Genomic DNA, 24,351 nt, shown 5'->3' on the forward strand with positions numbered 1-24,351 from the left:
TTAATTTTGTGACTATGAAAAAGTCAACAATATGGATATTAGGCATCGTGATGGGTCTCTCCTTCCTTAGCTTGCTGTATCTGCAGATCAGCTATATAGAGGAGATGGTGAAGATGCGTAACGAGCAATTTGATGAATCGGTGAAGCGTGCATTGATGGCTGCTTCTAAGGGTGTAGAGTCCGATGAGGTTGTGCGTTGGTTGAACGAGGATATCTCCGAGGCGGAAAAGAAAGCATGGGAGCGCTCGCAAAGCGGCAACGGGGTGTTGCAGACCCAGCGGTTCGTGATGACGGCCCCGGACGGCAGTGTCCGTTCTTCCATAGAACTGAAAACATTCAGTAATGAGCCTTCCGAACTGCCAAGGGCGATGATTTCACGGAAGCATGGCGCGAAAACAATTCCCCAGACTTCACGTTCTCAGGTAGAGATGCTTAAACACCGCTATCTTTACCAACGGGCGTTGGTGGATGAAGTGGTTTTGGATATGGTGTATAATGCCAAGGACAAGCCGATTAGCGAGCGTGTCAACTTTAAGAATTTAGATCAGCATCTGAAAGCCGGGCTGATTGATAACGGCATTGACCTGACCTATCATTTCAGAGTGGTGGATAAGGACGGCAGAGAGGTTTACCGCTGTTCGGATTACAGTGACGAGGGGAGTGAGAACTCTTATTCACAACCGTTGTTCCTGAATGACCCTCCTGCCCGTATGAGTATCGTGAAAATACATTTCCCGGGTAAAAGGGATTATATTTTCGACTCGGTAAGTTTTATGATACCGTCCATGATATTCACTCTTGTATTGTTGGTTACATTTATCTTCACGATTTATATCGTGTTCCGCCAGAAGAAGCTGACGGAGATGAAGAATGATTTTATCAACAACATGACGCACGAGTTCAAGACGCCGATATCGACCATTTCGTTGGCGGCGCAAATGTTGAAAGATCCGGCTGTAGGAAAGTCACCGGCTATGTTCCAGCATATATCGGGCGTTATCAATGATGAGACGAAGAGGCTGAGGTTCCAGGTTGAAAAGGTGCTGCAGATGTCGATGTTCGACCGTCAGAAGGCCACTTTGAAGATGAAGGAACTGGATGCCAATGAACTGATAACGGGTGTCATCAATACGTTTGCGTTGAAAGTGGAACGTTATAACGGCAAGATTGAGTCGGAACTCAATGCTGCCGATCCGATTATCTTTGCAGACGAGATGCATATCACCAACGTGATTTTCAACCTTATGGACAATGCGGTGAAGTATAAACGTCCGGATGCGGATCTGCTGCTGGTTGTGAAGACTTGGAATGAACCGGGAAAACTGATGATTTCCGTTCAGGACAACGGTATCGGTATTAAGAAAGAGAATTTGAAAAAGATATTTGAAAAGTTCTATCGTGTGCATACAGGTAATCTGCACGATGTTAAGGGCTTTGGTTTGGGTTTGGCTTATGTGAGGAAAATTATCGTAGATCATAAGGGGACCATCCGGGCGGAAAGCGAACTTAATGTAGGAACTAAATTTATTATTGCATTACCTTTATTAAAAAATTGATTGATATGGACGAGAAACTGCGTATTTTATTGTGCGAAGATGATGAGAATCTTGGCATGCTTTTAAGAGAATATTTACAGGCCAAAGGCTACGCTGCCGAGTTATATCCCGATGGAGAAGCCGGATACAAGGCTTTCTTGAAGAATAAATATGACTTGTGCGTGTTTGATGTGATGATGCCGAAAAAAGACGGTTTCACATTGGCTCAGGAAGTTCGTGCCGCAAACGCTGAAATTCCAATCATCTTCCTGACGGCAAAAACGTTGAAAGAAGATATTCTGGAAGGTTTCAAGATCGGTGCCGACGACTATATTACAAAGCCGTTCAGTATGGAAGAGCTGACTTTCAGAATTGAAGCTATCTTGAGACGTGTTCGTGGCAAGAAAAACAAAGAAAGCAATATCTATAAGATCGGCAAGTTTACGTTTGATACTCAGAAACAGATTCTGTCAACGTCTGAGAAGCAGACCAAGCTGACCACTAAAGAATCCGAACTGTTGGGGTTGCTTTGTGCGCATGCCAATGAAATCCTGCAACGTGACTTTGCCTTGAAAACGATCTGGATTGACGACAATTATTTCAATGCACGTAGCATGGATGTGTATATCACAAAACTACGCAAGCATTTGAAAGAGGATGATTCTATTGAAATTATCAACATCCACGGGAAAGGATACAAACTGATTACTCCGGAAGCTGAAGCTTGATGAGGCTGGCTTCTGCCGGAGATTGGAAATAAAAAGGGCGGTTGCATTGCAACCGCCCTTTTTATTTCCTTTTTTTGATATCAATCTGCAATTCTTTTGTTGATGGCGATGTAAGAAATCAATCCAACGACAACTAATACTGCTGATGTTCCCAAAATGGCGTTGTTGTTAACATTGCCGGTAAAAGAACATGCAACGAGAATTACAGCTCCTATCACGACTAATATCAATCCCAGATTTTTTAATAAGCCTTTCATGTGTGTGTATTTTAATAGATTATTATTTTCTTTCGTATTATTGTCACAAAGAAAAGCATAATTCTTTAACAAGCGAAATTATTTTTGCAAAAAAACTATATTTTAATGAAGAATGGAAGGTGAAGAACGAAAAACGAGGCTTTGGAGCTCATTTATAGCCTTGATTTGACGTTGTTCACTGATGGAGCGTCATTGTCCATGTCACTAAATAATGTCTCAGTCTTTGGTGTTGAAGAATATTTTTCTCAGTACTTCCTGACTTACGCTTAACTCTTCGATGGTGATACCGTGCAAGGCTTCCTTGAGGGTTTGGTTGGCGATGACGCGTGCTCTTTCTTCCAGTTCTTTTCCGTCTCTGGTCAGATGAATCAAGTTGGTGCGGCGATCTTTCTTGTCGGATATACGCACTACGAGATGCTGGCGTTCCATATTGTCGATGAGTCGTGTCATGCTGGGCTTGTCTTTAAAAGTTGCATTACACAACTCTTGTTGTGTGACCCCGTCTTTTTCCCATAGAAAGATGAGTACAGTCCATTGTTCCGGAGTGATTTCCAAACCATTCTGGCGAAAGTTGCGAGATAGCTTACGGTTAATTGCCGCTGACACTTTGCCATTCAGTATGGCAAATATCAGCCGGATATCAAAGTTGAATTGCTCTATCATGAAATTATTGTTTAAACAACTTTGCAAAGATACTTCTCTTCCATGATAAATCCTATATCGGGACATAAAAAAACATTAAATGTTTGTAGTTCAAAATAAAATGCCTACCTTTGCACCGCATTTTTTAAACGAATAATTTATTTATTTAATTAAACGAGTATGAATCAATACGAAACCGTTTTCATTTTGACTCCCGTTTTGTCTGATGTTCAGATGAAGGAAGCGGTAGAGAAATTCAAAGGCATCCTTACTGCTGAAGGTGCTGAGATTGTAAATGAAGAAAACTGGGGACTGAAAAAATTGGCTTATCCTATTCAGAAAAAGTCAACCGGTTTTTATCAGCTGATTGAGTTCAATGCAGAACCTACTGTCATTGAGAAACTGGAATTAAACTTCCGTCGTGACGAGCGCGTTATCCGTTTCTTGACTTTCAAGCAAGACAAGTACGCTGCTGAATATGCCGCAAAGAGAAGAAGTGTTAAATCAACTAAAAAGGAGGATTAATCATGGCACAACAAGTTCAATCAGAAATCAGATATTTAACTCCGCCCTCAGTAGATGTTAAGAAGAAAAAATACTGCCGTTTCAAAAAGAGCGGTATTAAGTACATCGATTACAAAGATCCTGAATTCTTGAAGAAATTCTTGAATGAGCAAGGTAAAATCCTTCCGCGTCGTATTACCGGTACTTCTTTGAAGTTCCAACGTCGTGTAGCTCAAGCTGTGAAGAGAGCACGTCACTTGGCGTTGCTGCCTTATGTAACTGACATGATGAAATAATAGGAGGAGGAAAGTATGGAAATTATATTGAAAGAAGACGTTATTAACTTGGGTTATAAGAACGACATCGTAACAGTGAAATCTGGTTATGGTCGTAACTACCTCATCCCGACTGGTAAGGCTGTCATTGCTTCACCGGCTGCAAAGAAAATGTTGGCTGAAGAGCTGAAACAGCGTGCTCACAAACTGGAGAAAATCAAGAAGGATGCTGAAGAACTGGCTGCTAAGTTGGAAGGCGTATCATTGAAGATCGCTACCAAGGTTAGCTCTACCGGTACTATCTTCGGTTCTGTCGGTAATATTCAGATTGCTGAAGAGTTGGCTAAACTGGGTCATAACATCGATCGTAAGATTATCGTTGTTAAGGATGCGGTGAAAGAAGTTGGTAGCTACAAGGCTATCGTTAAGCTGCACAAGGAAGTTTCTGTAGAAATTCCTTTCGAAGTAGTTGCTGAAGAAGCATAAAGAAACTTCATCATAATTATATTGAAGAGCCCGTTCTGTAAAGAACGGGCTCTTTGTTATATGGAGTTGTCCGCAAGGTAAATAGAGAAGGGACATAATCTGAAATACACAGATCATGTCCCTTGTTCTATCATCAACTTAGAAATCATTCTAGTTCTTGGGCAGTGCTTCTTTTACTACCATCTGTCGGCCTACATATTCTGCTCCGTTCAATTCTTTAATTGCGTTCAGAGCTTCTGATGTCTCCGGCATATCTACGAAAGCAAAGCCTTTTGATCTTCTTGTGTCACGGTCAACAATCAGTTTTACTGATTCTACTGTTCCATACTCTTCCATTACTTGTCTCAAATCTGATTCCTTAACGTTATAGCTAAGGTTTCCAATGTACATGTTCATAAATACAAAAATAAAAAAATTAATAATTCAATAAAGGAGTCTTAGGAAGTTGTAGTCAGAAATGAAAACTCTCAATGTGATTAATCGAGTAGAAACATAATGAAAAGCTGATCGTAATAAACCTCTTATTGTTTTGTTGGCACAAAGTAACAGCTTTAATTTGGATATTGCATTATACTTTGCTGTTTTTCTTTGAATTTATATCTCTTTTTGTGAAAGATGGCCAATACTTAACATTTGGGTAGGAAGAGAATAGTTCTGAAGAGGGTATAAAAAAAGTCTGGTGTGCTTTTGCACGTCAGACTTTCAATTCTCTCTGTGTTGTACTGAAATTATTCAGCTACAACTGCGCTATCTGCTGCTACAGTATCAGCTGCTGCTGCGGCTGCTGCTTCAGCTGCTGCTGCTTCTACAGCTGCGATTGAGTCAGCGATACGGATTGAATCTGCAGTTGCTTGTTCAGCGTTAGCTGCTTTGTTACCACAAGATGCGAAAGATACTGCTACGATAGCTACAGCCATCAAAACTAATTTTTTCATTTTCTTTACTTTTAAAAACGTAATACAATCAATTGCTTTATTAAAACGGTGCAAAGGTATGTACTTTTTGAATAGGTTGTTCTCCAAACCCCAACTTTTTTTATATTTTTTTTGGAGCTAGGCCTGTTTTCAATACTATTTCTATGTTTTACAACATGTTACTTTTCAGCAATACTGTTGTATAAGTATCTCTTGATGCTTCTTTTGGGCGTTTTCTCAAATTCTGTCGGATAAAGCTGGATTTGGCTTACTTTTTCGTAAGAGGCAACGCTGTTATTCAGATTCTTGAGATTTTCATCCATGATGGTTTTGAGATTGTCGGGTTGATTCAAACCTAAAGAATCAAGTGACTCATAATCAGCATAAACCAAAGCTACTAACTTCTTGTTGCGTTCAATCACAAGACTTTCTAAGACGAAAGGCAGGTTATTGAGGCGTGCTTCGATTTCCTCGGGGAATATGTTCTGCCCGCTGGAACTGAGAATCATGGTTTTGCTGCGCCCGCGGATATAGAGGTTGTTGTTTTCATCCAAACTTCCTAAGTCTCCGGTTCGCAGCCATCCATCTTCCGTGAATACTTCTCTGGTAGCTTCGGGATTCTTGTAATAGCCTGTCATTACATTTTCGCCTCGTACTTGTATCTCACCGAGCTTGTCATTCGGGTTTTCTTTATAAATACGCGCTTCCATGATATCAAGCACACGGCCGGAAGAGGTCGGCACAAATTCGTTCCAGGGAGCGTAACTGATCAGTGGAGCGCACTCGGTCATGCCATAACCGATGGTAAATGGAAATTTAATGCGATGGAAGAATTCTTCCACTTCCGAATTCATGGCAGCCCCACCTATGATTACTTCTTTGAAACGGCCACCTAGCGCATCAATGAGTTTTTTGCGTATCTGGGCATATATCTGTCCATCCAGCAAAGGGATGCTTAATGCCCATTTCATACTTTTCTTGTTGATAATGGGCTGGATTACATTCTTGTATATCTTTTCGATGACCAGTGGAACGGTAATAATCAGATTCGGTTTCACTTCTTCAAATGCCTTCATCAAAATCTTTGGGGAAGGAATCTTGCCTAATAATGTGACATGAGTTCCTACTGCCGTGGCAGTGAGGAAGTCGAATGCGCAACCGTATGCATGTGCCAATGGCAGGAAGGACAGTACTTTATCTCCTTTCTTTAATAATCCGGTCCGGATGCCGAAAGTAACGTTGCCGGCCAAGTTGTTGCCGGTGAGCATCACCCCTTTGCTGAAACCTGTTGTTCCGGAAGTGTAATTCAGCAGCATGACCTTGTCATTGGAGAGGTCGGTATATAGGATGTCTTCTTTCCGGAACCCATCCGGATAGGTTTTCTCCATTTCGCTGTCAGAATGCCTTAGGAAGCGTTGGATGGTTTCTCCATCGCGCTGATACAGACAGCGGAAGTCACTCAGGGAGAATACTCCACGCAGGCCTGTCAGTCGCTCCTCTTCTAGATGCTCCCAAATGGTGTCACTGGTGAAAAGGAATACGGATTCGGAATGGTTGACGATATGATGTACGTCATTCGGGTTGAAGTCTTGTAAAATGGGAACCACGATGCCGCCATAAGTGATGGTAGCCATATAGGCAATGCACCAACGGGCATTGTTTTTGCCGATGATGGCGATTTTGTCACCGCGTCGCAACTGGCAATATTTGAAAAGCAGATGCAATCTGGCAATTTCCTGTGCTACCTGGCCATAAGTATAACTCTCGTTTTCTCCGTAATCGGTGTAGCAGGGGAGATCCCAATTCTCACGAAAACTATGTTCGTACAGTTTGATGAAATTTTCTTGTATCATTGCACAAATATTAGTTGAGTGTGCAAAAGTAGGAAAAATAGATTAATAATGTATATCTTTGCGCGATAAATGTGTTTATAAGCTTATGATAGATACCAATATATTTCAAGATAAGACAGCGGTTTATTATACGTTGGGGTGTAAGCTGAACTTTTCAGAGACCTCCACTATCGGTAAAATCTTGCGGGAAGCGGGTGTGCGTACGGCACGCAAAGGAGAAAAGGCGGATATTTGTGTGGTGAATACTTGTTCGGTGACGGAAGTGGCAGATAAAAAATGCCGGCAGGCTATCCATCGGTTGGTTAAACAGCATCCGGGGGCATTTGTAGTCGTAACTGGCTGTTATGCGCAATTGAAACCGGATACGGTAGCAAAGATAGAAGGGGTTGATGTGGTTTTGGGTGCTGAGCAGAAGAAGGATTTGTTGCAGTATTTAGGTAATTTGCAGAAACATGGAACGGGTGAGGCATATACTTCGGCTTTGAAAGATATCCATTCGTTTGCTCCTTCATGTTCGCGCGGTGACCGGACAAGGTTCTTTTTGAAAGTACAGGATGGGTGTGATTATTATTGCTCTTATTGTACCATTCCTTTTGCCCGCGGACGCAGCCGTAACGGAAGTATCGCTTCGTTGGTAGAACAGGCTCGCCAGGCCGCCGCCGAGGGTGGCAGGGAGATTGTGTTGACCGGTGTCAATATCGGTGACTTCGGTAAGACTACGGGGGAGACTTTCTTCGATCTGGTAAAAGCTCTGGATGAGGTAGAGGGAATCGAACGTTATCGCATTTCCTCCATAGAACCCAACCTGCTGACAGAGGAGATTATAGAATTTGTGTCACGCTCAAAGCGCTTCATGCCCCATTTTCATATACCTTTGCAGTCGGGTAGCGACGAGGTATTGAAATTGATGCGCCGCCGTTATGATACCGCTTTGTTTGCCTCCAAGGTGAAAAAGATAAAAGAGGCGATGCCTGATTCCTTTATCGGCGTGGATGTCATTGTGGGCACCCGTGGCGAGACGGAAGAGTATTTTGAGCAGGCATACGAGTTCATTAAAGGGCTGGATGTGACGCAGCTTCATGTGTTCAGCTATTCGGAACGTCCCGGAACGCAGGCTTTAAAGATAGATCATGTGGTGAGTCCCGCCGAAAAGCATGTCCGGAGCCAGCGTTTGCTGGAACTATCAGAAGAAAAGACACGGGCTTTTTATGCCCGGCACATCGGCCAGGCAATGCCGGTATTGTTGGAGCGTTCCAAGCCGGGAACACCGATGCACGGCTTTACTCCCAATTATATTCGTGTGGAAGTTCCTCATGATGATGCTTTGGACAATCAAGTGGTAACGGTTCGTTTGGGCGATTTCAATGAGGACGGAACCGCTCTTTCGGGAATTTATAATTCGTAATTTGTATTTGATAAAGTGAAATCGAGAATTCTCTATTGGTTGACCTATACAGGTATGTGGCTGTTGGCCTTACTCCCTTTCCGGGCGCTTTATATACTGTCCGATGGTCTGTATTTCTTGTTGCGTTATGTGGTATGCTATCGCAGGAAGGTTGTCCGTTGCAACCTGCAGAACGCTTTTCCGGAAAAGTCCAAAGAGGAACTGTCTGAAATAGAGCGGAAATTCTACCATTATATCTGCGACTATATGTTGGAGGAGGTCAAGATGTTGCGTATTTCTTTCAAGGAGTTGTGCCGCCGGATGGAATATGATAATAAAGAAGAATTCCTTGCCATGGTTGAAAAATATGGAGGAATTGTCTTGCTTATCCCTCATTACGCGAATTTTGAGTGGATTATAGGGATGGGGGCCATTATGGAGCCGGGAGATCTTCCGGTACAGGTATATAAGCCGCTTCGCAATAAATATTTAGATGAGATGTTTCAGCATATCCGTGCCCGTTTTGGCGGATATAATGTGCGAAAGCATGCCACGGCCCGGGAAGTGATAAAGTTGCGCCGTGAGGGCAAGCGGATAGCGGTCGGTCTGATTACGGACCAAGCTCCTAATCGTAGTGAAGCTCATTATTGGACTACCTTTCTCAATCAGGATACTGTGTTTATGGATGGTGCCGAGCGCATAGCCAGGCTGATGGGGTTTCCGGTTTTCTATTGTGAACTTCAAAGGATAGACCGAGGATATTGCAAGGTCTTTTTCGACTTGATAACCGAGACCCCGAAACAGACGGCTGATGGAGAGATTACCGAACTTTTTGCCCGGCGTTTGGAGCAGACCATTTGTCGCGAGCCGTCTTATTGGTTCTGGTCCCATAAACGCTGGAAATTGAAACGTGAAGATGTAGTGCGACATGGATAAAATAGCTGTTGTCATATTGAACTGGAACGGATGTGATATGCTTCGTTCATTTTTACCTTCCGTCGTCCGTTTCTCCGAAGCGGACGGGGCGGTGGTTTACGTGGCGGACAACGGCTCTACCGACTGTTCTGTGGAAATGCTTCGTACTGAATTTCCTTCTGTGCGACTTATTTTATTGCAGGAAAACCATGGCTTTGCCGACGGGTACAATCTGGCTTTGAGGCAGGTTGATGCAGAATATGTGGTGTTGCTGAACTCGGATGTTGAGGTAACGGAGCATTGGCTTGTTCCGTTGGCAGGCTATATGGATGTTCATCCGGAAGTAGCCGCTTGCCAACCCAAAATACGGAGCTGGAGACAGAAAGAGAAGTTTGAATATGCCGGGGCTGCAGGAGGTTTTATTGATCGGTATGGGTATCCTTTTTGCCGTGGGCGGATAATGGGAGCAGTGGAGACCGATAAAGGGCAGTACGATACGATTATATCGATTTTTTGGGCTACGGGGGCTGCTTTATTTATCCGTCTGAAAGATTTTAGGGAAGCCGGTGGGCTGGACGGTCGCTTCTTTGCCCACATGGAGGAGATTGATTTATGTTGGCGGCTTCGTGCCCGGGGCAGATTGCTGGTTTGTGTTCCACAAAGTGTCGTCTTTCATGTGGGGGGAGCTACTTTGAAGAAAGAGAGTCCGCGTAAGACTTTTCTCAACTTTCGTAACAATCTTGTAATGCTCTATAAGAATCTGCCGCCGGACGATTTAGCCTCTGTTATGCGTGTGCGTGCTGTCCTTGATTATGTTGCTGTCTTGAGTTTTATCCTGAAAGGACAGTTCTCCAATGCTTTGGCGGTGCTTCGCGCACGCCGTGCTTATGCCTCTCTCCGCGCTTCCTTTGTAGAGTCCCGTAAAGAGAATATGAAAAAAACATGCCTTTCCGTTATACCCGAACGGACAAAAAACAGTATCTTGGCACAGTTTTATTTACACGGGAAGAAGTTCTTTTCCCAATTGTGAGAACCCTTGCTTATTTTTAATTGTTTATAAATAAAGGCATTGATTTATGGAGAAATTAGTTAGAAAGATTGGATTAGTGGCACACGACGCCATGAAGAAAGACCTCATAGAGTGGGTGCTTTGGAACTCGGAATTGCTGATGGGGCATAAATTCTATTGTACGGGTACTACCGGAACTCTTATTCTTGAAGCATTGAAAGACAAACATCCCGATGTAGAGTGGGATTTTACCATTCTTAAATCCGGTCCTTTGGGGGGCGACCAACAGATGGGTTCGCGCATCGTGGACGGAGAGATTGACTATCTTTTCTTTTTTACCGACCCGATGACCCTCCAGCCGCACGATACGGATGTGAAGGCGCTGACCCGCCTTGCCGGAGTGGAGAACATCGTGTTCTGCTGTAATCGCAGTACGGCAGACCATATCATCTCCAGCCCGTTGTTTATCGACCCGGCTTACGAACGTACCGTTCCTGATTACACCAACTATACCAAGCGGTTTGAGAACAAGCCGGTAGTTGCTGAAGCGGTGGAATCGGCGAAGAAACGGAAACGGAAGAAATAACCGTCTGATATAATGATAGAAACTGTTTTGACTTGAATGCCTTTCTTTTCGAAAAACATGAAAATCAAGACAGTTTTTGATTTTAATAGAGTTATTATTCTGTTTTTAGGCCATTCTTTCGGTAATATTCATAACTTTGCATTTATTATACGAGCATAAGTTAACCTAAAAGAAAGATAAAACCCGGTAATTAACCTTAGATGGATGCAATCGATAAGGTTTAGCTTTTGTTCTCAATGAATTGGGATATATGGATCTACGCCAATTTAGCAATTTTTTCAATGAATACCGGCAGAAGTTCATTCGGTTTGCTTATATGTATGTGGCTGATAGTATGGCGGCTGAAGATATTGTCAGCGAGTCTTTTACATACTATTGGAACAATAAGGATAGATTGCCGGCCGATACTAATGTCCCGGCTTATGTTTTGACCGCGGTCAAGCATAGGTGTATAGACTACCTTCGTCATGAACAGGTCTGCCAGGATACTTCCAATGAACTTTACCAATTGTATTCCTGGGAACTTTCAACCAGAATCGCTACCTTGGAAAATTTTGAGCCTGCGGATATATTTACTTCTGAAATACAGAAACTGGTAGATGAAGCTCTTGAGAGCCTGCCGGAACGGACACGCCTTGTTTTTGTGATGAGCCGCTATGAAAACAAGCCGTATCATGAAATAGCTGCCGTTTTAGGAATTACCACTAAGGGAGTGGAATTCCATATATCTAAAGCGACTAAGCTTTTGCGTGTAATCCTGAAGGACTATTTGCCGTCCTTTATTCTTTTCAATTTTGTCTGATTGTAGGGGGAGGAATCTCTTGATTCCAAAGAATTTGCCTAAAATAATAAGCATGAGTAGAAGCTCAGAGCCTCTGTTCTCATGCTTATCCAATAATGTACCGTTTTTTAGATAGATAGAGATCGCTTTTTTTTAAGTTAGTTGAATCAAATTAGGACGTTTGATATATAATTGCATTATTTTAGTCTTTACTTTATGAACGGTTTGTCTTTTACATATACTTTATAGGCTTTGATGGCTCCCGGAGCATTCTCTTCGGCACGCGGCAGATAGCGGAAACCGCTGATGGTACAATCTTCCTTCAAGTCTATAACCAGCGAATGTGGATAGTTCGCTCCCCGAGACGTACTCCAGTAAGTGGATTCTTGCAGGTCATACACCTTGTCGGCGGTAAAGTTGCCCCAACTTGTACTTTCACTGTCTGCATAGTCAATCTGCCAGTTTTGGCGAGAAAGGGTTTGGCCGTTCTCGTCCAGCAGATAGAGTTCGGCAATGGAAGCCGTTTCTTTTCCATCCTGTGCGTTCAATGCTTCCAAACAGAAATAACTGCCTTTTACCGGGCGGCTGAACTTCACCTCTTGCCAACCGTTGCCTGCAGCCATCTCTCCGGCGGCAACCGGCTTTTCATTCTTCAGGTTCAGATTTTCTCCCTCCTTGCGATGCGTGAGCGGTTCTTCCGAACGGAGCATATCCAGTATGGGTTGCTTTAAGCCTTTGATTTCTGCTTTGTCCGGTCCCAGAAGGTCGAGTACTACAATCTCGTTCTTTCCTTTCTTCAACCAGCATCCCGGCATGTAGAGTGTTTGTTGGGGACCGATTTCCCAGAAACGGCCGATGGCTTTTCCATTCACCCAAACCATGCCTTTCCCCCAAGTCTGCATATCGAGGAATACGTCTCCCGTTTCTTTCAGATTAAAGGAGGCGCGGTAGTAAGCGGGTCCTTCTGCCTTGTTACCTTTCCGGAAGTCTTTCTGTGCGGCAAAGTCTGCATCGGTCGGGAAACTATATACTTGCCAGCCTTTCAGTTCCTTGCGGCTCTCTTCGGTCAGAAGTTCCACCTTTTCCGTGATACCTTTCCGGTCGTGGATGGCATAGTCGAAATTGACACGTCCCATCGCTTCCACCAGAATATCCAGTTGTGTGCCCGCCTTCAGTGCCGGCAATGTCAGGCTGTTTTCACTGCGACGGCGGTCCAGGCGTCCCAGTAACTTGCCGTCGGCATATACTTGTGCCCAGTCATGCACCTCGTCTATCAGCAGAACAGTGCCTTCTTTTACTTCGGGTAGGGTAGTGCGGTATAAAATGGTTCCCCATCCCTGGTCGAAGTCCTCCATTGGTTTCACTTCTTCCGCTTCTTTGGGTTCCGGCAGATTCTTGAACAAGCAGGCTGTCTCTTCAAAACGGATGGCGGGTATCTCTATCAGCGGATAAGCTTGTGGAACGTCGGGTATCACTTGTGCCGAGTCGGCATATTGCATCAGCATTTCGCGCAATTTGTAGTACTTCGGAGTGGCCCATCCGGCTTCGCTGATAGGAGCGTCGTAGTCGTAAGAACTGCACATGGCAGAATACGGAGGGCAGTTGGCGCCTCCCCAATGCCCGAAGGTAGTACCTCCATGAGCCATATAAAGAGAGAAAGAAATGTTGCGGTCCAGCATGTCTTTCAGACCAGATACCATTGTTTCGGCGTCACGCGTTTCGTGTTTGCGTCCCCAGTGGTCAAACCATCCGCTCCAGAATTCGCTGCACATCAGCGGAGCATCTGGGCGTGCTTCTTTCAAGGACTTGAACTGTGCGTCGATATTGGCTCCTGTACCGAAATTGATGGTCCAAAGCAGGTCATCCAGCCCGTTCAGTTGAAAGGTGGAACTCCAGTCGCACTGGAACAGAGGTACATCTGTGAAGCCTGCGCCACGTACGATGTCGCGGACATTGGCTATGTACTCTTTATTTACGGCATAGCCTCCGTATTCGTTTTCCACCTGTACCATGATGATGTTTCCACCGCGTGGTGCTTGCAAGTCTGCCAATTGTTTTCCTATTTCGTTCATGAAAAGCTTGGTACGTTCCAAGAAATAAGGATCGTTGGTACGCAGCTGGATGTCTTTTTTCTTCAATAGCCACCAGGGCAGTCCTCCCATTTCCCACTCCGAGCATACATACGGACCGGGGCGCAGCATGATGTACATACCGTTCTTCTGTGCCAGGCGACAGAATTCGGCGATGTCGTTTTGCCCTTTAAAGTCGAATTCACCGGGACGTTGTTCGTGGATGTTCCAGAAGGCGTAGATGCAGATGGTGTTCATGCCCAATGCTTTGCACATCTGTATGCGGTGTTCCCAATACTCGGCAGGAATACGCGTATAGTGCATTTCCGCAGCTTTGATAATAAAAGGTTTCCCGTCCAGCAGGAATGTCTGGTTTCCGACTTCAAAGGTCTGTGACTTATTTGAAGTAGAACACCCCATAAATATGGCAGTAATGAGCACTGCCACTCCAAAAATACAAGGTTTCAATAAATTCATAATGTAGAGATGTTTAGGAGTTTATTTCAATTTCAGTTTACTTATAATTTCCAGTTTTCCCGATACTGCCTTCATAACAAGCACTGGAGAGTCAGTTGTTGCCACTAAAAATGAAGCTACACCTGCTTCTGCTTTTACTTTAGCCGGACCGCGCAATTCACCACCTTGCAATACTTCAAGTTTTACTTCTTGTTTATTTTCACCAAAACAATCTGTTCCTTGTCTATCTTTCAGGTTGACATAGACAATGAGCAAATCATGGCGTGAAGCAGGCACACCGCTTTCGAAGTAAGTTATGTCCATTGCATCAACAGTGCCCGGTGTGCGTACCACATGTTCAGCTACGGCCTTGCCATCCTTATATCCCACAGCCTTCAGGTCTCCTTGTTCCCACTTTATATTGAAAAAAGTAAAGGGAGGAAAGTTGATATTCGTGGCATTTCCACCATCCGGGCGTGATACATAATCTTTTGTAGTCGGTTTGCTGTCGGGATGTTGCCGTGCCACTACCCGTCCGTTGAGCAATAGTTCAACCTCATCTACATTTCCATACACTTGCAATGTGTCCGAAGTATTTTCTATCCAATGACTATTGATAAATACTTCGTATGGCATAGGACCAGCAGGTGTAAAGCTACCCATCGGAACTTGCGTGCGAAAATAGAATAACCCGAATTTAGGCAAGTGGAACAAGTCGGCCAAACCGCTGTAGCAAATATTGTCACAGCACCCCCGGTTGTAATCGTGCATACTCCACACTGCACCACCCATAGTCCATGGATAATAAGCACGGTAGCGATTATGACTCCACTGAGCGTTCCATGCGTTTTGCATTAAAGCACGGTCACCATCGCCACGAGTTACACGAGTGGTACTATAGTGACCACCAAACTCGTAATCGTAATACTCACGGATGAATCCCGGTTTTCCGGTTTTGTTGGGACGGTTGTAGCCTTCTTCCCAATCATTATAGCACACATCAAAACCATCATATCCATAAGTATCTCCCGACGTATAGCATTGGTCGCCCGGATATTCCTCATGAGCGGTTTGTATAGCTTGATCTTTCCATTCCTTGGGTGGTCGTGATTCATTAAGCGTCGTTTCCCACATAATGATGGAAGGATGATTACGATCACGACGTACCAAGTCGCGTATATCTTTATACGTATGTTCAGTGAAACCCTGTGCCTTGTTGAAAAATTGCCATCCGGGAATCGGTTCTATAGCCAGCAAACCTAATTCATCACAAGCATCCAGTACCGACGGGTCTTGCAGATAATGACCTAAGCGTACTACATTAAAGCCATTGTTACGTATTTGGTACATGTCACGATATTGTGCTTGATCGGAAATGGCATTACCCACATAAGGATATTCTTGATGGCGATTGCTTCCTTCCAACTTCAACGGTTTGCCATTAATGACAAATCCCTTTTCACGTGTCATTTCAATGCGACGTATTCCGATGCGTGTATCCTCACGGTCAGTCACCTTTTTTCCGTCCAGTACCTCTGTACGGAGCACATAGAGGGCTGGAGAGTCAGGAAACCATAGTTTAGGAGCATTCACCGTGAACTGTTGCGAATTATAAAGTGTTGCGCCGCCCGCTGCGATGAGCGGACTTTCTGCTGAAGCCACTTTTTTACCGCATTCCTTATCCTTACTCCATTCATAGAGCGTATGACGTATGGTAAGTTTTTTTTGCGTAGCAGTTTTGTTGGCCACTTGTATTTTTACATTCACTTCTGCCTCTTGTTCCGACACTTTTGGGTAAGTGACAAAGATGCCTCCGCCCGCTATTTCATCCGCCATGATAGGATGAGTGATATATACGGGCTGGTTTACGATGAGATTTACATCGCGATACAAGCCTCCATAGTAACAGAAGTCCAATGTTTCCAAGGTTTTTCCGGGAGGTATAAGAGGATTGTTACGGTTGTCCAGACGCACCAAGACATCGTTGGCACTGTCGGCATGAAGCAAACCGGTAACATCTACTACAAATGGCGTATAACCACCGGAATGTTGTGTCAGATGTTTGCCGTTCACCCATACATCAGCCAGATGCATGGCTCCCTCAAACTCCAGCCAAAGTTGCTTGTTGATATCCTGCTTGTCAATACGGAGTTGCTTGCGATAATAGCACACGCCTTGCCACTGATGCAACACGACAAGCGGCTCGATGAAAGGCGTGTGGGGCAGGCTCACACGCTCCCACTGCCCGCTGGCAAGCAATGCAAATTCATCTCTCAACGTATCGGACGGCACAGTCAACCCTTTACTTTGCTGACTCACGTGTTCTATATTGTATTGCGAGCTCCAGTCAGAGCCTTGGTTCTTGATTTCAACTTGTCGTTGTGTTCTATTCAGCCGTTGGAATTCCCAGGCGGCATTTATATTCTTCTTCTGTGCTCCGATGGGAAGACACAGCAAAAGCAGGCACAAGGCCGTGGCTATTTTCAAATTCATATCATTTTTTTGTTTAAGTATTATATTAAGTATTCTAATTGTTTTAATTCATTAAAGATTCGCCTTAATAAAAAGGCGGCTATAAGCTTTAAGGTTGTCTTTCAAAAGGATAGTTTTTATACTCTTCATTTAAAACAGGGTATCACTCTACTTTTGGAGCAAACGTTCAAGTATGTGTAGTATCTCGCTTTCCTTTTATGCATATAAGCCTTATTTGATCATCGGCCTGTATATTCAACATCCGTACGCATTTAAGCGTCTCCTCCTTTGATAATTCCGTTTCAACGGGATAATCATCTTTAGTAGTTCCAAAATGATTTAACCAAGGAGACAAGAAATACATGAATTGAAACATTTCAGGAGTTTCCAAAGTCATAAGTAAATCCATCTCCCAATTTAATGCATAGAAAACAGGTACGAAATACTTGTCTCTTGCACGCCAACCATAAAGGGGACCAATGCCTCCAAAAGGCATTTTGGCAATAAGCTCACTCATCCAAGTGGCTCCCTCTGTGTCAGCGAACAAATATCCCCAGTTGGAACGATGAAAGCGATAACCATGCCGACCTATTACAGGGGTGAAATTTCTCATTAGATTTGTTTTCAAAACTTAGTGTCGCTACTGACATTTCCGGTAGCGACACTAAGAGTGCTGCTCTTATTTTTCGGCAGGCATATCCGCAGTGGTAGGCCAATAAGGATTCTGGTACAAAGGAGACAGCTCGATGGAGGCATGGTCCGGTGCGGTCAGTAGGAACTGGCGGATAGGCATCGGTTGCAAGTAGTGTGCCATTTTCCAGGTATAACCGTTTCTGTACAAGTTTCCGGAAGTCATATTCTTTTCATACGGACGGAGGTATTCGCTTAATTCCGGGTTGGATACATTGGCTGAAGAACTACCGTCGGCAATCAATGATGAAGCGGCATACCACTTCTGCATCGGAGTGTTCCAAAGATGGAATCCTTCTACATGATAAGGTTCATCCATCATCTGGTCGTATGAACGCCAGCGTGCCAAATCATAGGATCTCAATCCTTCGCCCAATAATTCGCAGCAGCGTTCACGGCGGATATTGTACATTACGGGATCGGTCAATTGTTCACCGGCTGAATAAGACGCCCAGTCACTTTTTTCTTTGGAGAAGTCCGTTGCGGCAATGGTGGTCATCGGATCTATTGCGTCGCCCGAGAATCCGGCGGCAGTGCGGACCGCTTTCCAGTATTCCAGGATATGTCCCGAGTTTATATTTCCGGTCAGCTGATATTCCGCTTCCATATAAATCAGCAATGCTTCAGTGGCACGGAAAGAGATAGCCCCGTTATAGGAGTAGAGGTTTTCGCACAATGCTTTGTCGAAAGTACCTCCTTTACGGAGTGAGTAACCGGTAGAATATCCTTTGTCACCATTACCGTTCAGGATGTTCGGATAAGGCTCTACCGGTACGGCATGGGTCACCGAAGCGTCCATGTTCTTGAAAACGTTTTTCTGTCCGGGTTCTTTTAGGAAGATGGACAGGCGCGGGTCTGTATATTCACGGATACTGCCTATGGTGGAGTCATCGTAGGTATAACCATCGTGTTGGGCATACCAAGGTTTTCCATCTTGCATCACGAAGCGTTCCACACCATTGCGGGTTACTCCTACGCCCCAGTTGCCAAACTGTACGCCAACTTCAGAACTGTGTACCACTTTCTTGCTCTTGTCGTAGGCTCTCCACATCAGGATGTCGGGATATACAGACATATCCACTGCACCGAACATATAAAAATAGGGATTTACCTCTCCTTCCTCTTGAGGAACGATGCCCGTATTCTGAGTCAGTACACCTTTATATTTCTCCGCGATTTCTTCCGCACTTTCGGCTGCTATTCGGAAGAAATATTCGCTTTCGCTATCAATATTCCCTGACGGGTATTCATAATTGGCGTTGTAGTCCTTGGCTTTTCCGGGCCATCCTTCACCATTGGGTACGAACGGAGTACCTTTGAAGTACTTCAGCCAGGAAGCTTCGAACAGTGCGACACGGGACTTGACCAGTGTAGCCACGTCTCTTGATACACGATTGCGTGCCGGATCAAAATTGTCCTTTAAATAAGTCCGGGCAGTATCCAGGTTGGCAATGATAAACCGGGCAACCTCATTGCGTGGACGACGTTTGCAAGCAGCAATCAATGCAGCTTCATTTTCCGGCAGAGCTTCTGTTATAATAGGAAGGTCTCCCCAATTCCGTAGCATGGAATAATAATGATAGGCACGGAAAAAATAAAGTTCACCTATGTATTGTTCTATATTGTGGGTGCTTCCTTTGATTTCTCCTTTGGCATATCTGTCCAGGGTGGTATTCAAAGAGTAGTTGACGCTCCGGACAGTTTCCCAATTCCAGTTTTCATTATCCAAAGATACTTGCCATTGTCCTTCGGCATATTTTCCATCGGCATACATGCCTGCCTGAATATCGGTAGCCCCGTCAGAAAAAGCGCCTAAGGTGGAAGGCGCCACGCTGGTATAAAATCCGTTGGCGATGGCCTGTATCTGGTCGTCAGACCGGTAATAGTCTTCCGGTATAACGTAAGAAGGAGGTTCCTTGTCTAAAAAGTCTTCACAGGAAACTAATGTTGCCGACAACAACAGTGCGCTTGATAGTATTTTAAATGTTCTCATTTTCATGACAAATTGTTTATAAGGTTATGTTTAATCCGAATGATAAGGTTCTGGATAGTGGATAGCCCATTCCCGAATATCCGCCTGTAATGGTTTCCGGGTCGTACTGTTTGTCCACGCCTGTTCCGGTCCATAAATTCTCACCGGAGAAATAGACACGGAGGTTCTTGATTCCCCAGCGTGAACTGATTGCCGTAGGGATGGTATAGCCCACCTGCAAGTTTTTCAGGCGGATATAAGCGGCATTCTGCAGATAGCGGGTCTGTGTATTCAAATTTTTCCCATTATACAGCGGACGGGGTAAATAGGCGTCGGTATTGGTTTGCGTATAGCCTTCTTGCACCGACCAGGTGTTCTCATCGCGGAAATAGTCGCTTACGGCTTCCAGTCCGGCTGCTTGCCACATACCGCCACCATTGGCGCCAAAGGTATAGACACTGCCGTTCCATACGTCGCGTTTCATGACGCCTTGGAAGAAAGCGCGGAAGTCGAATCCTTTCCAACTTGCGTTCAGATCCAAACCGAACAGATAGCGCGGGGTGTTGTTGCCTATCACACTCAAGTCGCCCGAGTCTCCCAACACTTCCGAACCGGAAGAAATTTTTCCGTCACCATTGATGTCGGCATACATAATGTCACCGGCTTTCCAGTCCGAGCCCAATGCGTCTTGTCCCCCCTTGGGCAGAGTAGCCAAGTGTTGCTGCATTTCTTCGTCTGTACGAGCCAGCCCTTTGGTGGTGTATCCCCATATCTCTCCGATATAGCGTCCGGTGATGTAGCTCCATATATTGTTTGTCGGGTTGTTGGGATATCTGGTAATTTTGGCGCGCGAATCGGAGAGGTTGAAATTCACTCCATAGTTCAATCCGTTTTGGAGTTGGTCTCTCCAGCCGATGGTCAACTCCCATCCCATAGTGCGCAAGTCGGTATTATTTGTGTAAGGAACCCCCGTGCCCAGTACTGCTGGAAGTTCGGGAGCATAGCCCACCATATCTTTTGTATTGCGGATGTAATATTCCACAGAACCCGTCAGGCGGTTGTTGAATAATCCCCAGTCTAATGCCATATTTATGGATTGGATCTTTTCCCAAGTCAGATCTTCGGAAACAAGTCCCGGAGCGTATGCGGTATTGGGACGTTTGCCGTTCATCAGTCAATAACCATTGGATGCACCTACATTCATGGTCTGGTAAGTCTGATACCAGTTGCCGGTGTTTTGGTTTCCCAACGAACCTGCGGACGCACGTAACTTCAACAGCCCTACTACATTGGTCAACGGTTCAAAAAACTCTTCATGGGCTATATTCCATCCCACAGATACCGAAGGGAATACTCTCCAACGGTTGTTTGCCCGGAAACGCGAGGTGCCGTCAGCTCTGACATTGCCTTCAAACAGGTATTTGTCATTGTAACTGTAGTTCACGCGACCGAAGAAACCGGCAGTAGCCCATTCATTGCGTGAACCATATACAGATGGGGGGACCTCTGTTCCGTCAGGACCCAGCCCTGTGGTCATGTCGATTTCGGATTTGTTACTGAACATGATACCTTCGCGTGTCAGGCCGTATTGTTTCTCTTTCAGTTCTTCTGCCTGGAATCCTACCAGAATATGGAAGTTATGACGTTCGTTGAACAAGTGGGTATATTCCGTATATGCTGAAAAATTATAATAATTGTTCTTATATAGACCTTCATGTACTTCGGACTCGCTTGTAAACGGAACGGGCTCCCCATTTACATTATGGTTGTAAAACTGCTGTAAATCCCAGTGTTGGTCGTTGGCATAAGTATGATAACTGAAATCAATGTGCGTAAGCCAGTTTTTCACGGGCTCTATCACAAAGCTTGCCTGATGATAAACATTGTCGTTCTGCGTTTTGTCCACTCCTCCTTCTGCTAATCCAAGTATCGGTGACGGAGAGGAATAATAATATCCGTTGCGGTCAAGAACCGGCAATACGGGCCATCCCTGGCGCGCTATATCACGATATAGACTGGAAGTCAGTGTGGCGGGACGCTTATAATCTTTGCGTACAAAACGAACGGAGTAATTGAAGCGCAACCAGTTCGTGAGTTCCGAACTTACTTTGAGCATGGCATTGTAGCGGTTCAGTCCCTCTTCGCCTAAATTCATGAATCCACCTTGATTCAAGTAATTCAGAGAAGCGTAGTAATTAAGTTTCTTGTTGCCACCGCTCAGACTGAAGTTATGTTCTTGTGAGAAAGTCCATTTTTTGAATATAATGTCAAAGTAATCTTCATCATTGATACCGTGGGCATAGCCATCCTGCCATAGTTTGCTTCCGTCACCGCGGTCCGAGATGGAATACAGGATGGTGCCGTCATTTGTGACACGCTGTCCGGGGCCGCAAGGCGTTGCATTATGATACGCTACCAATTTCTCCATACGATCCGGCAGGAAATAAGCACCGTTTCCCCCGTTAGTCATGGTATCATTCATCCAGCTGGCAAAATCAACGGAATTCATCATGTGATTCATGCTGATAGGGTTACCAAAGCGGAAACTGTTGTTGTAGTTGATAGTTACCTTGCCTTCTTCACCACCCGACTTGGTGGTGATCAGGATGACTCCAAACGGTGCACGCGAACCATAGATGGAAGAAGCCGCTGCATCTTTCAATACGGAAATGCTGGCAATATCCTGAGGAGAAATGGTGTTTAAGTCACCTTCCAGTCCATCAATCAATACCAATGGAGAACCGTTGGTTCCTTGTCCGATGGTGGTTGTGCCACGTACATTGATGCTCGGCGTATCTTCCAGGCTACCATTGGATTGTGTAATCTGTAATCCCGGAATCATACCCTGTAATGCTTGGGTAACGTTAGCTACCGGACGTTGCTGGATCTCTTCAGCCGAAATTACTGCTACCGATCCCGTCAGGTTCACTTTCTTCTGGGTACCGAATCCTATAACGACTACTTCGTCCAACATTTGGGTGTCTTCTTTTAAGACAACTTGAAGTGCTTGGCCGGCTTGGGGCTTTATTGTTTGAGATTGGTATCCGATGAAAGAAACCAGAAGTGCTCCGTCACCCGATACTTGCAGGGTAAAATTCCCATCGATGTCTGTAATGGCTCCATTGGTAGTTCCTTCCTCAGTGACCGTTGCACCGATAACCGGTTCACCGGCATCATCTACCACCTGTCCTTTCAGCGTTTTCCGGGATTGGGATTTTCCGGCTTGCTTCGGATCTTTGCCGTGCATAAGGACGATGTGGTTTCCTTCTGTTTTCCAGGTGACGGAAGACTCTGCAAACAACTGCGCCAGTATCTCCGACACCGGTTTGTTCTGTACGGAAATGGTTTTGAGCTTCTTTACGTCCACGTCCTTCTTATAGATAAACAAATAGTCTGTCTGCGATTCTATATCGTTCAATATAGACTCTATCCGGACATTCTTCTGATTGATCGTTACTTTGGCGTTCTGTGCGTACGCACCTTCTGCCATTAGAGTCAAGCTGCTGAAGCATAAGCAAAATGCAGATTTTCTTGCGAATCTAAACAAATGTTTAAATTTGAAACTTTCAAGGTCGTGAAAGTCCAACATAGGAATGTTTTTCATACCTTTGTGAAATAAGTTATTAATACGATTTTGTTAATAAGATTGTGTTAATCAAAAGTCGATGGGTGGGGCAACATCTATCGGCTTATTGTTTTATAGGTTTTACTTCTTAATATGAAATGCCATAAAAATAAGAGTTTAAAGGTTTATAAATTTAGAGGTCAGTTGATATCAATTTTGTTCTCTTCTACGTTTCTTTTGTAGGTGAAGTCCACGTTTGTTTGCAGGACGCGCAATATATAATCCAGTCCTTCGGCTATACGGAATTTTCCGGTTAGCATGACTTTTTCTATTTCCCGGTTGTGTATGCTGATACTCAAGTCGAAATATTTTTCCAGATCTTTCATTATATCAGCCAAAGGCTTGTCACGGAAGCAGTACAGTCCTTCTTTCCAGCGGTACATGTTATAGTCATCTATGTTGCTGACTGTCAATTTGCCGTTTTCTAATGTCGTTTTCTGGTTGGGAGCCAGTATTACGGATTGTGTTTCGTTTGACGGAGAGGCAACTTTCACTTTTCCTTGCATCAGAGAAGTTTCAAAAAAATCTTTTTTGGAATAAGCCTCTACATTGAATTTAGTACCCAATACTTCCACGTCCATTGCATAGGTATGTACGACAAACGGGCATTTCTCGTTATGTACAACCTCAAAATAAGCTTCACCATCCAGTATTATTTCACGTTTGCCTTTCATGAAAGAAATGGGGTAACGTATGGTGGTTCCGGCATTCAACCAAACGTCCGTTCCATCGGGCAAGATAACATTGGCACGCTGCCCGGAAGGAACGGTGACAGTCTGCATGGCTGAATCTGTATAATTATTACCTATTGAAAGAAAAGTAGCTGTAATGCAGACCGTCACTGTTATAACCGCAGCTATTTTCATAAATTCCCGGACGAAGGACTTATGAATACTTCTACGGGGGGATGTTGTCTTTTTCTTGTCCGGATTGGGAGATGCCAATACCTGCATCGCATCGAACAGCTTCCGCTCTTTGTACAACAAATCACGGTTTGCGTCAGAAAGTTCGGACCATTGTTTTATTTCCTTCATTTCTTCTATCGATGCGCGTCTTTCGAAAAAGCGGTATAACAAATCTTTATCCATAATATTTTTCCTTTTTCTACTATAATAGCGGATAAGGACAAGGTACCCCTAGTGACAAAAGCACTTTTTTTCAGAAATGTTGTAAGATGTAATGCCGATGGTCTGAAATG

At 44.4% G+C, this 24,351-nt stretch carries 20 protein-coding genes and 1 pseudogene; 10 read left to right on the plus strand and 11 right to left on the minus strand.

The annotated features are described in order from the left end of the window. Positions 1-14: 14 nt before the first annotated feature. Together HMPREF9446_RS00990 and rprY are read left to right on the plus strand one after the other, a co-directional pair. Positions 15-1,556: a sensor histidine kinase gene (locus tag HMPREF9446_RS00990; protein ID WP_009123584.1), complete on the plus strand. Its 1,542-nt coding sequence runs from the start codon at positions 15-17 to the stop codon at positions 1,554-1,556. Between the two features lie 5 nt (positions 1,557-1,561). Next, complete coding sequence (gene rprY, locus HMPREF9446_RS00995) at positions 1,562-2,263, plus strand: response regulator transcription factor RprY (protein WP_009123585.1); 702 nt, start codon at positions 1,562-1,564, stop codon at positions 2,261-2,263. 80 nt (positions 2,264-2,343) lie between these two features. Here rprY and HMPREF9446_RS18860 read toward each other — a convergent pair whose 3' ends face one another. Next, on the minus strand, positions 2,344-2,520 hold the full coding sequence (locus HMPREF9446_RS18860) for a hypothetical protein (RefSeq protein WP_009123586.1): 177 nt from the start codon (positions 2,518-2,520) through the stop codon (positions 2,344-2,346). Positions 2,521-2,736: 216 nt separating this feature from the next. Then, on the minus strand, positions 2,737-3,183 hold the full coding sequence (locus HMPREF9446_RS01005; protein WP_009123588.1) for a MarR family winged helix-turn-helix transcriptional regulator: 447 nt from the start codon (positions 3,181-3,183) through the stop codon (positions 2,737-2,739). Positions 3,184-3,342: 159 nt separating this feature from the next. On the opposite strand from HMPREF9446_RS01005, the gene rpsF reads away from it, so the two are divergent. Genes rpsF through rplI form a run of 3 tightly spaced genes read left to right on the plus strand, consistent with a single transcriptional unit; the run spans position 3,343 to position 4,427 of the window. Continuing rightward, a complete protein-coding gene (rpsF, locus tag HMPREF9446_RS01010; protein WP_004288441.1) occupies positions 3,343-3,687 on the plus strand; it encodes a 30S ribosomal protein S6 in 345 nt (114 codons plus the stop codon). Between the two features lie 2 nt (positions 3,688-3,689). Then, on the plus strand, positions 3,690-3,962 hold the full coding sequence (gene rpsR, locus HMPREF9446_RS01015; RefSeq protein ID WP_004288442.1) for a 30S ribosomal protein S18: 273 nt from the start codon (positions 3,690-3,692) through the stop codon (positions 3,960-3,962). 15 nt (positions 3,963-3,977) lie between these two features. Further along, complete coding sequence (gene rplI / locus HMPREF9446_RS01020) at positions 3,978-4,427, plus strand: 50S ribosomal protein L9 (protein WP_009123589.1); 450 nt, start codon at positions 3,978-3,980, stop codon at positions 4,425-4,427. A gap of 150 nt (positions 4,428-4,577) precedes the next feature. Here rplI and HMPREF9446_RS01025 read toward each other — a convergent pair whose 3' ends face one another. From HMPREF9446_RS01025 to HMPREF9446_RS01035, 3 genes are all read right to left on the minus strand, one after another. Then, positions 4,578-4,823 (minus strand): RNA recognition motif domain-containing protein, encoded by a 246-nt coding sequence (locus HMPREF9446_RS01025; protein ID WP_009123590.1) that lies wholly within the window; start codon positions 4,821-4,823, stop codon positions 4,578-4,580. A 332-nt stretch (positions 4,824-5,155) separates the two neighbouring features. Continuing rightward, positions 5,156-5,362 (minus strand): hypothetical protein, encoded by a 207-nt coding sequence (locus HMPREF9446_RS01030; RefSeq protein ID WP_039968218.1) that lies wholly within the window; start codon positions 5,360-5,362, stop codon positions 5,156-5,158. Positions 5,363-5,520: 158 nt separating this feature from the next. After that, positions 5,521-7,194, minus strand: a complete 1,674-nt coding sequence (locus tag HMPREF9446_RS01035) for a long-chain fatty acid--CoA ligase (RefSeq protein ID WP_009123592.1) — start codon at positions 7,192-7,194, stop codon at positions 5,521-5,523. A gap of 85 nt (positions 7,195-7,279) precedes the next feature. Between HMPREF9446_RS01035 and mtaB the strand changes: the two genes are divergently transcribed. The 5 genes from mtaB to HMPREF9446_RS01060 all read left to right on the plus strand — a co-directional run bounded on the left by mtaB (position 7,280) and on the right by HMPREF9446_RS01060 (position 11,890). Next, complete coding sequence (gene mtaB / locus HMPREF9446_RS01040) at positions 7,280-8,599, plus strand: tRNA (N(6)-L-threonylcarbamoyladenosine(37)-C(2))-methylthiotransferase MtaB (RefSeq protein ID WP_009123593.1); 1,320 nt, start codon at positions 7,280-7,282, stop codon at positions 8,597-8,599. Positions 8,600-8,614: 15 nt separating this feature from the next. Continuing rightward, the gene (locus HMPREF9446_RS01045; protein WP_039968201.1) at positions 8,615-9,514 is read left to right on the plus strand and encodes a lysophospholipid acyltransferase family protein; all 900 of its coding nucleotides are present in this window, start codon (positions 8,615-8,617) and stop codon (positions 9,512-9,514) included. After that, positions 9,507-10,523 (plus strand): glycosyltransferase family 2 protein, encoded by a 1,017-nt coding sequence (locus HMPREF9446_RS01050; RefSeq protein WP_009123595.1) that lies wholly within the window; start codon positions 9,507-9,509, stop codon positions 10,521-10,523. The genes HMPREF9446_RS01045 and HMPREF9446_RS01050 overlap by 8 nt, the downstream gene beginning before the upstream one ends. Positions 10,524-10,569: 46 nt before the next feature. Further along, positions 10,570-11,088 (plus strand): methylglyoxal synthase, encoded by a 519-nt coding sequence (locus HMPREF9446_RS01055; RefSeq protein ID WP_009123596.1) that lies wholly within the window; start codon positions 10,570-10,572, stop codon positions 11,086-11,088. A 250-nt stretch (positions 11,089-11,338) separates the two neighbouring features. Next, complete coding sequence (locus HMPREF9446_RS01060; RefSeq protein WP_009123598.1) at positions 11,339-11,890, plus strand: RNA polymerase sigma-70 factor; 552 nt, start codon at positions 11,339-11,341, stop codon at positions 11,888-11,890. Between the two features lie 188 nt (positions 11,891-12,078). On the opposite strand, the gene HMPREF9446_RS01065 is transcribed toward HMPREF9446_RS01060, so the two are convergent. From HMPREF9446_RS01065 to HMPREF9446_RS01090, 6 genes and pseudogenes are all read right to left on the minus strand, one after another. Further along, entirely contained in the window at positions 12,079-14,358 is a 2,280-nt protein-coding gene (locus HMPREF9446_RS01065) for a beta-galactosidase (RefSeq protein ID WP_172634236.1), read from the minus strand. A gap of 78 nt (positions 14,359-14,436) precedes the next feature. After that, positions 14,437-16,887, minus strand: a complete 2,451-nt coding sequence (locus HMPREF9446_RS01070) for a glycoside hydrolase family 2 protein (protein ID WP_039968203.1) — start codon at positions 16,885-16,887, stop codon at positions 14,437-14,439. 166 nt (positions 16,888-17,053) lie between these two features. Further along, positions 17,054-17,479 (minus strand): hypothetical protein, encoded by a 426-nt coding sequence (locus HMPREF9446_RS01075; RefSeq protein ID WP_009123602.1) that lies wholly within the window; start codon positions 17,477-17,479, stop codon positions 17,054-17,056. A gap of 66 nt (positions 17,480-17,545) precedes the next feature. After that, positions 17,546-19,555, minus strand: coding sequence for a RagB/SusD family nutrient uptake outer membrane protein (locus HMPREF9446_RS01080; RefSeq protein WP_009123603.1), 2,010 nt, complete (start codon positions 19,553-19,555; stop codon positions 17,546-17,548). A gap of 10 nt (positions 19,556-19,565) precedes the next feature. Further along, positions 19,566-23,117, minus strand: a pseudogene (locus HMPREF9446_RS01085) (TonB-dependent receptor). A gap of 176 nt (positions 23,118-23,293) precedes the next feature. Beyond that, entirely contained in the window at positions 23,294-24,241 is a 948-nt protein-coding gene (locus tag HMPREF9446_RS01090; RefSeq protein ID WP_009123606.1) for a FecR family protein, read from the minus strand. Positions 24,242-24,351 lie beyond the last annotated feature (110 nt).

Source organism: Bacteroides fluxus YIT 12057, assembly GCF_000195635.1.
GTDB classification, from domain to species: Bacteria; Bacteroidota; Bacteroidia; order Bacteroidales; family Bacteroidaceae; genus Bacteroides; species Bacteroides fluxus.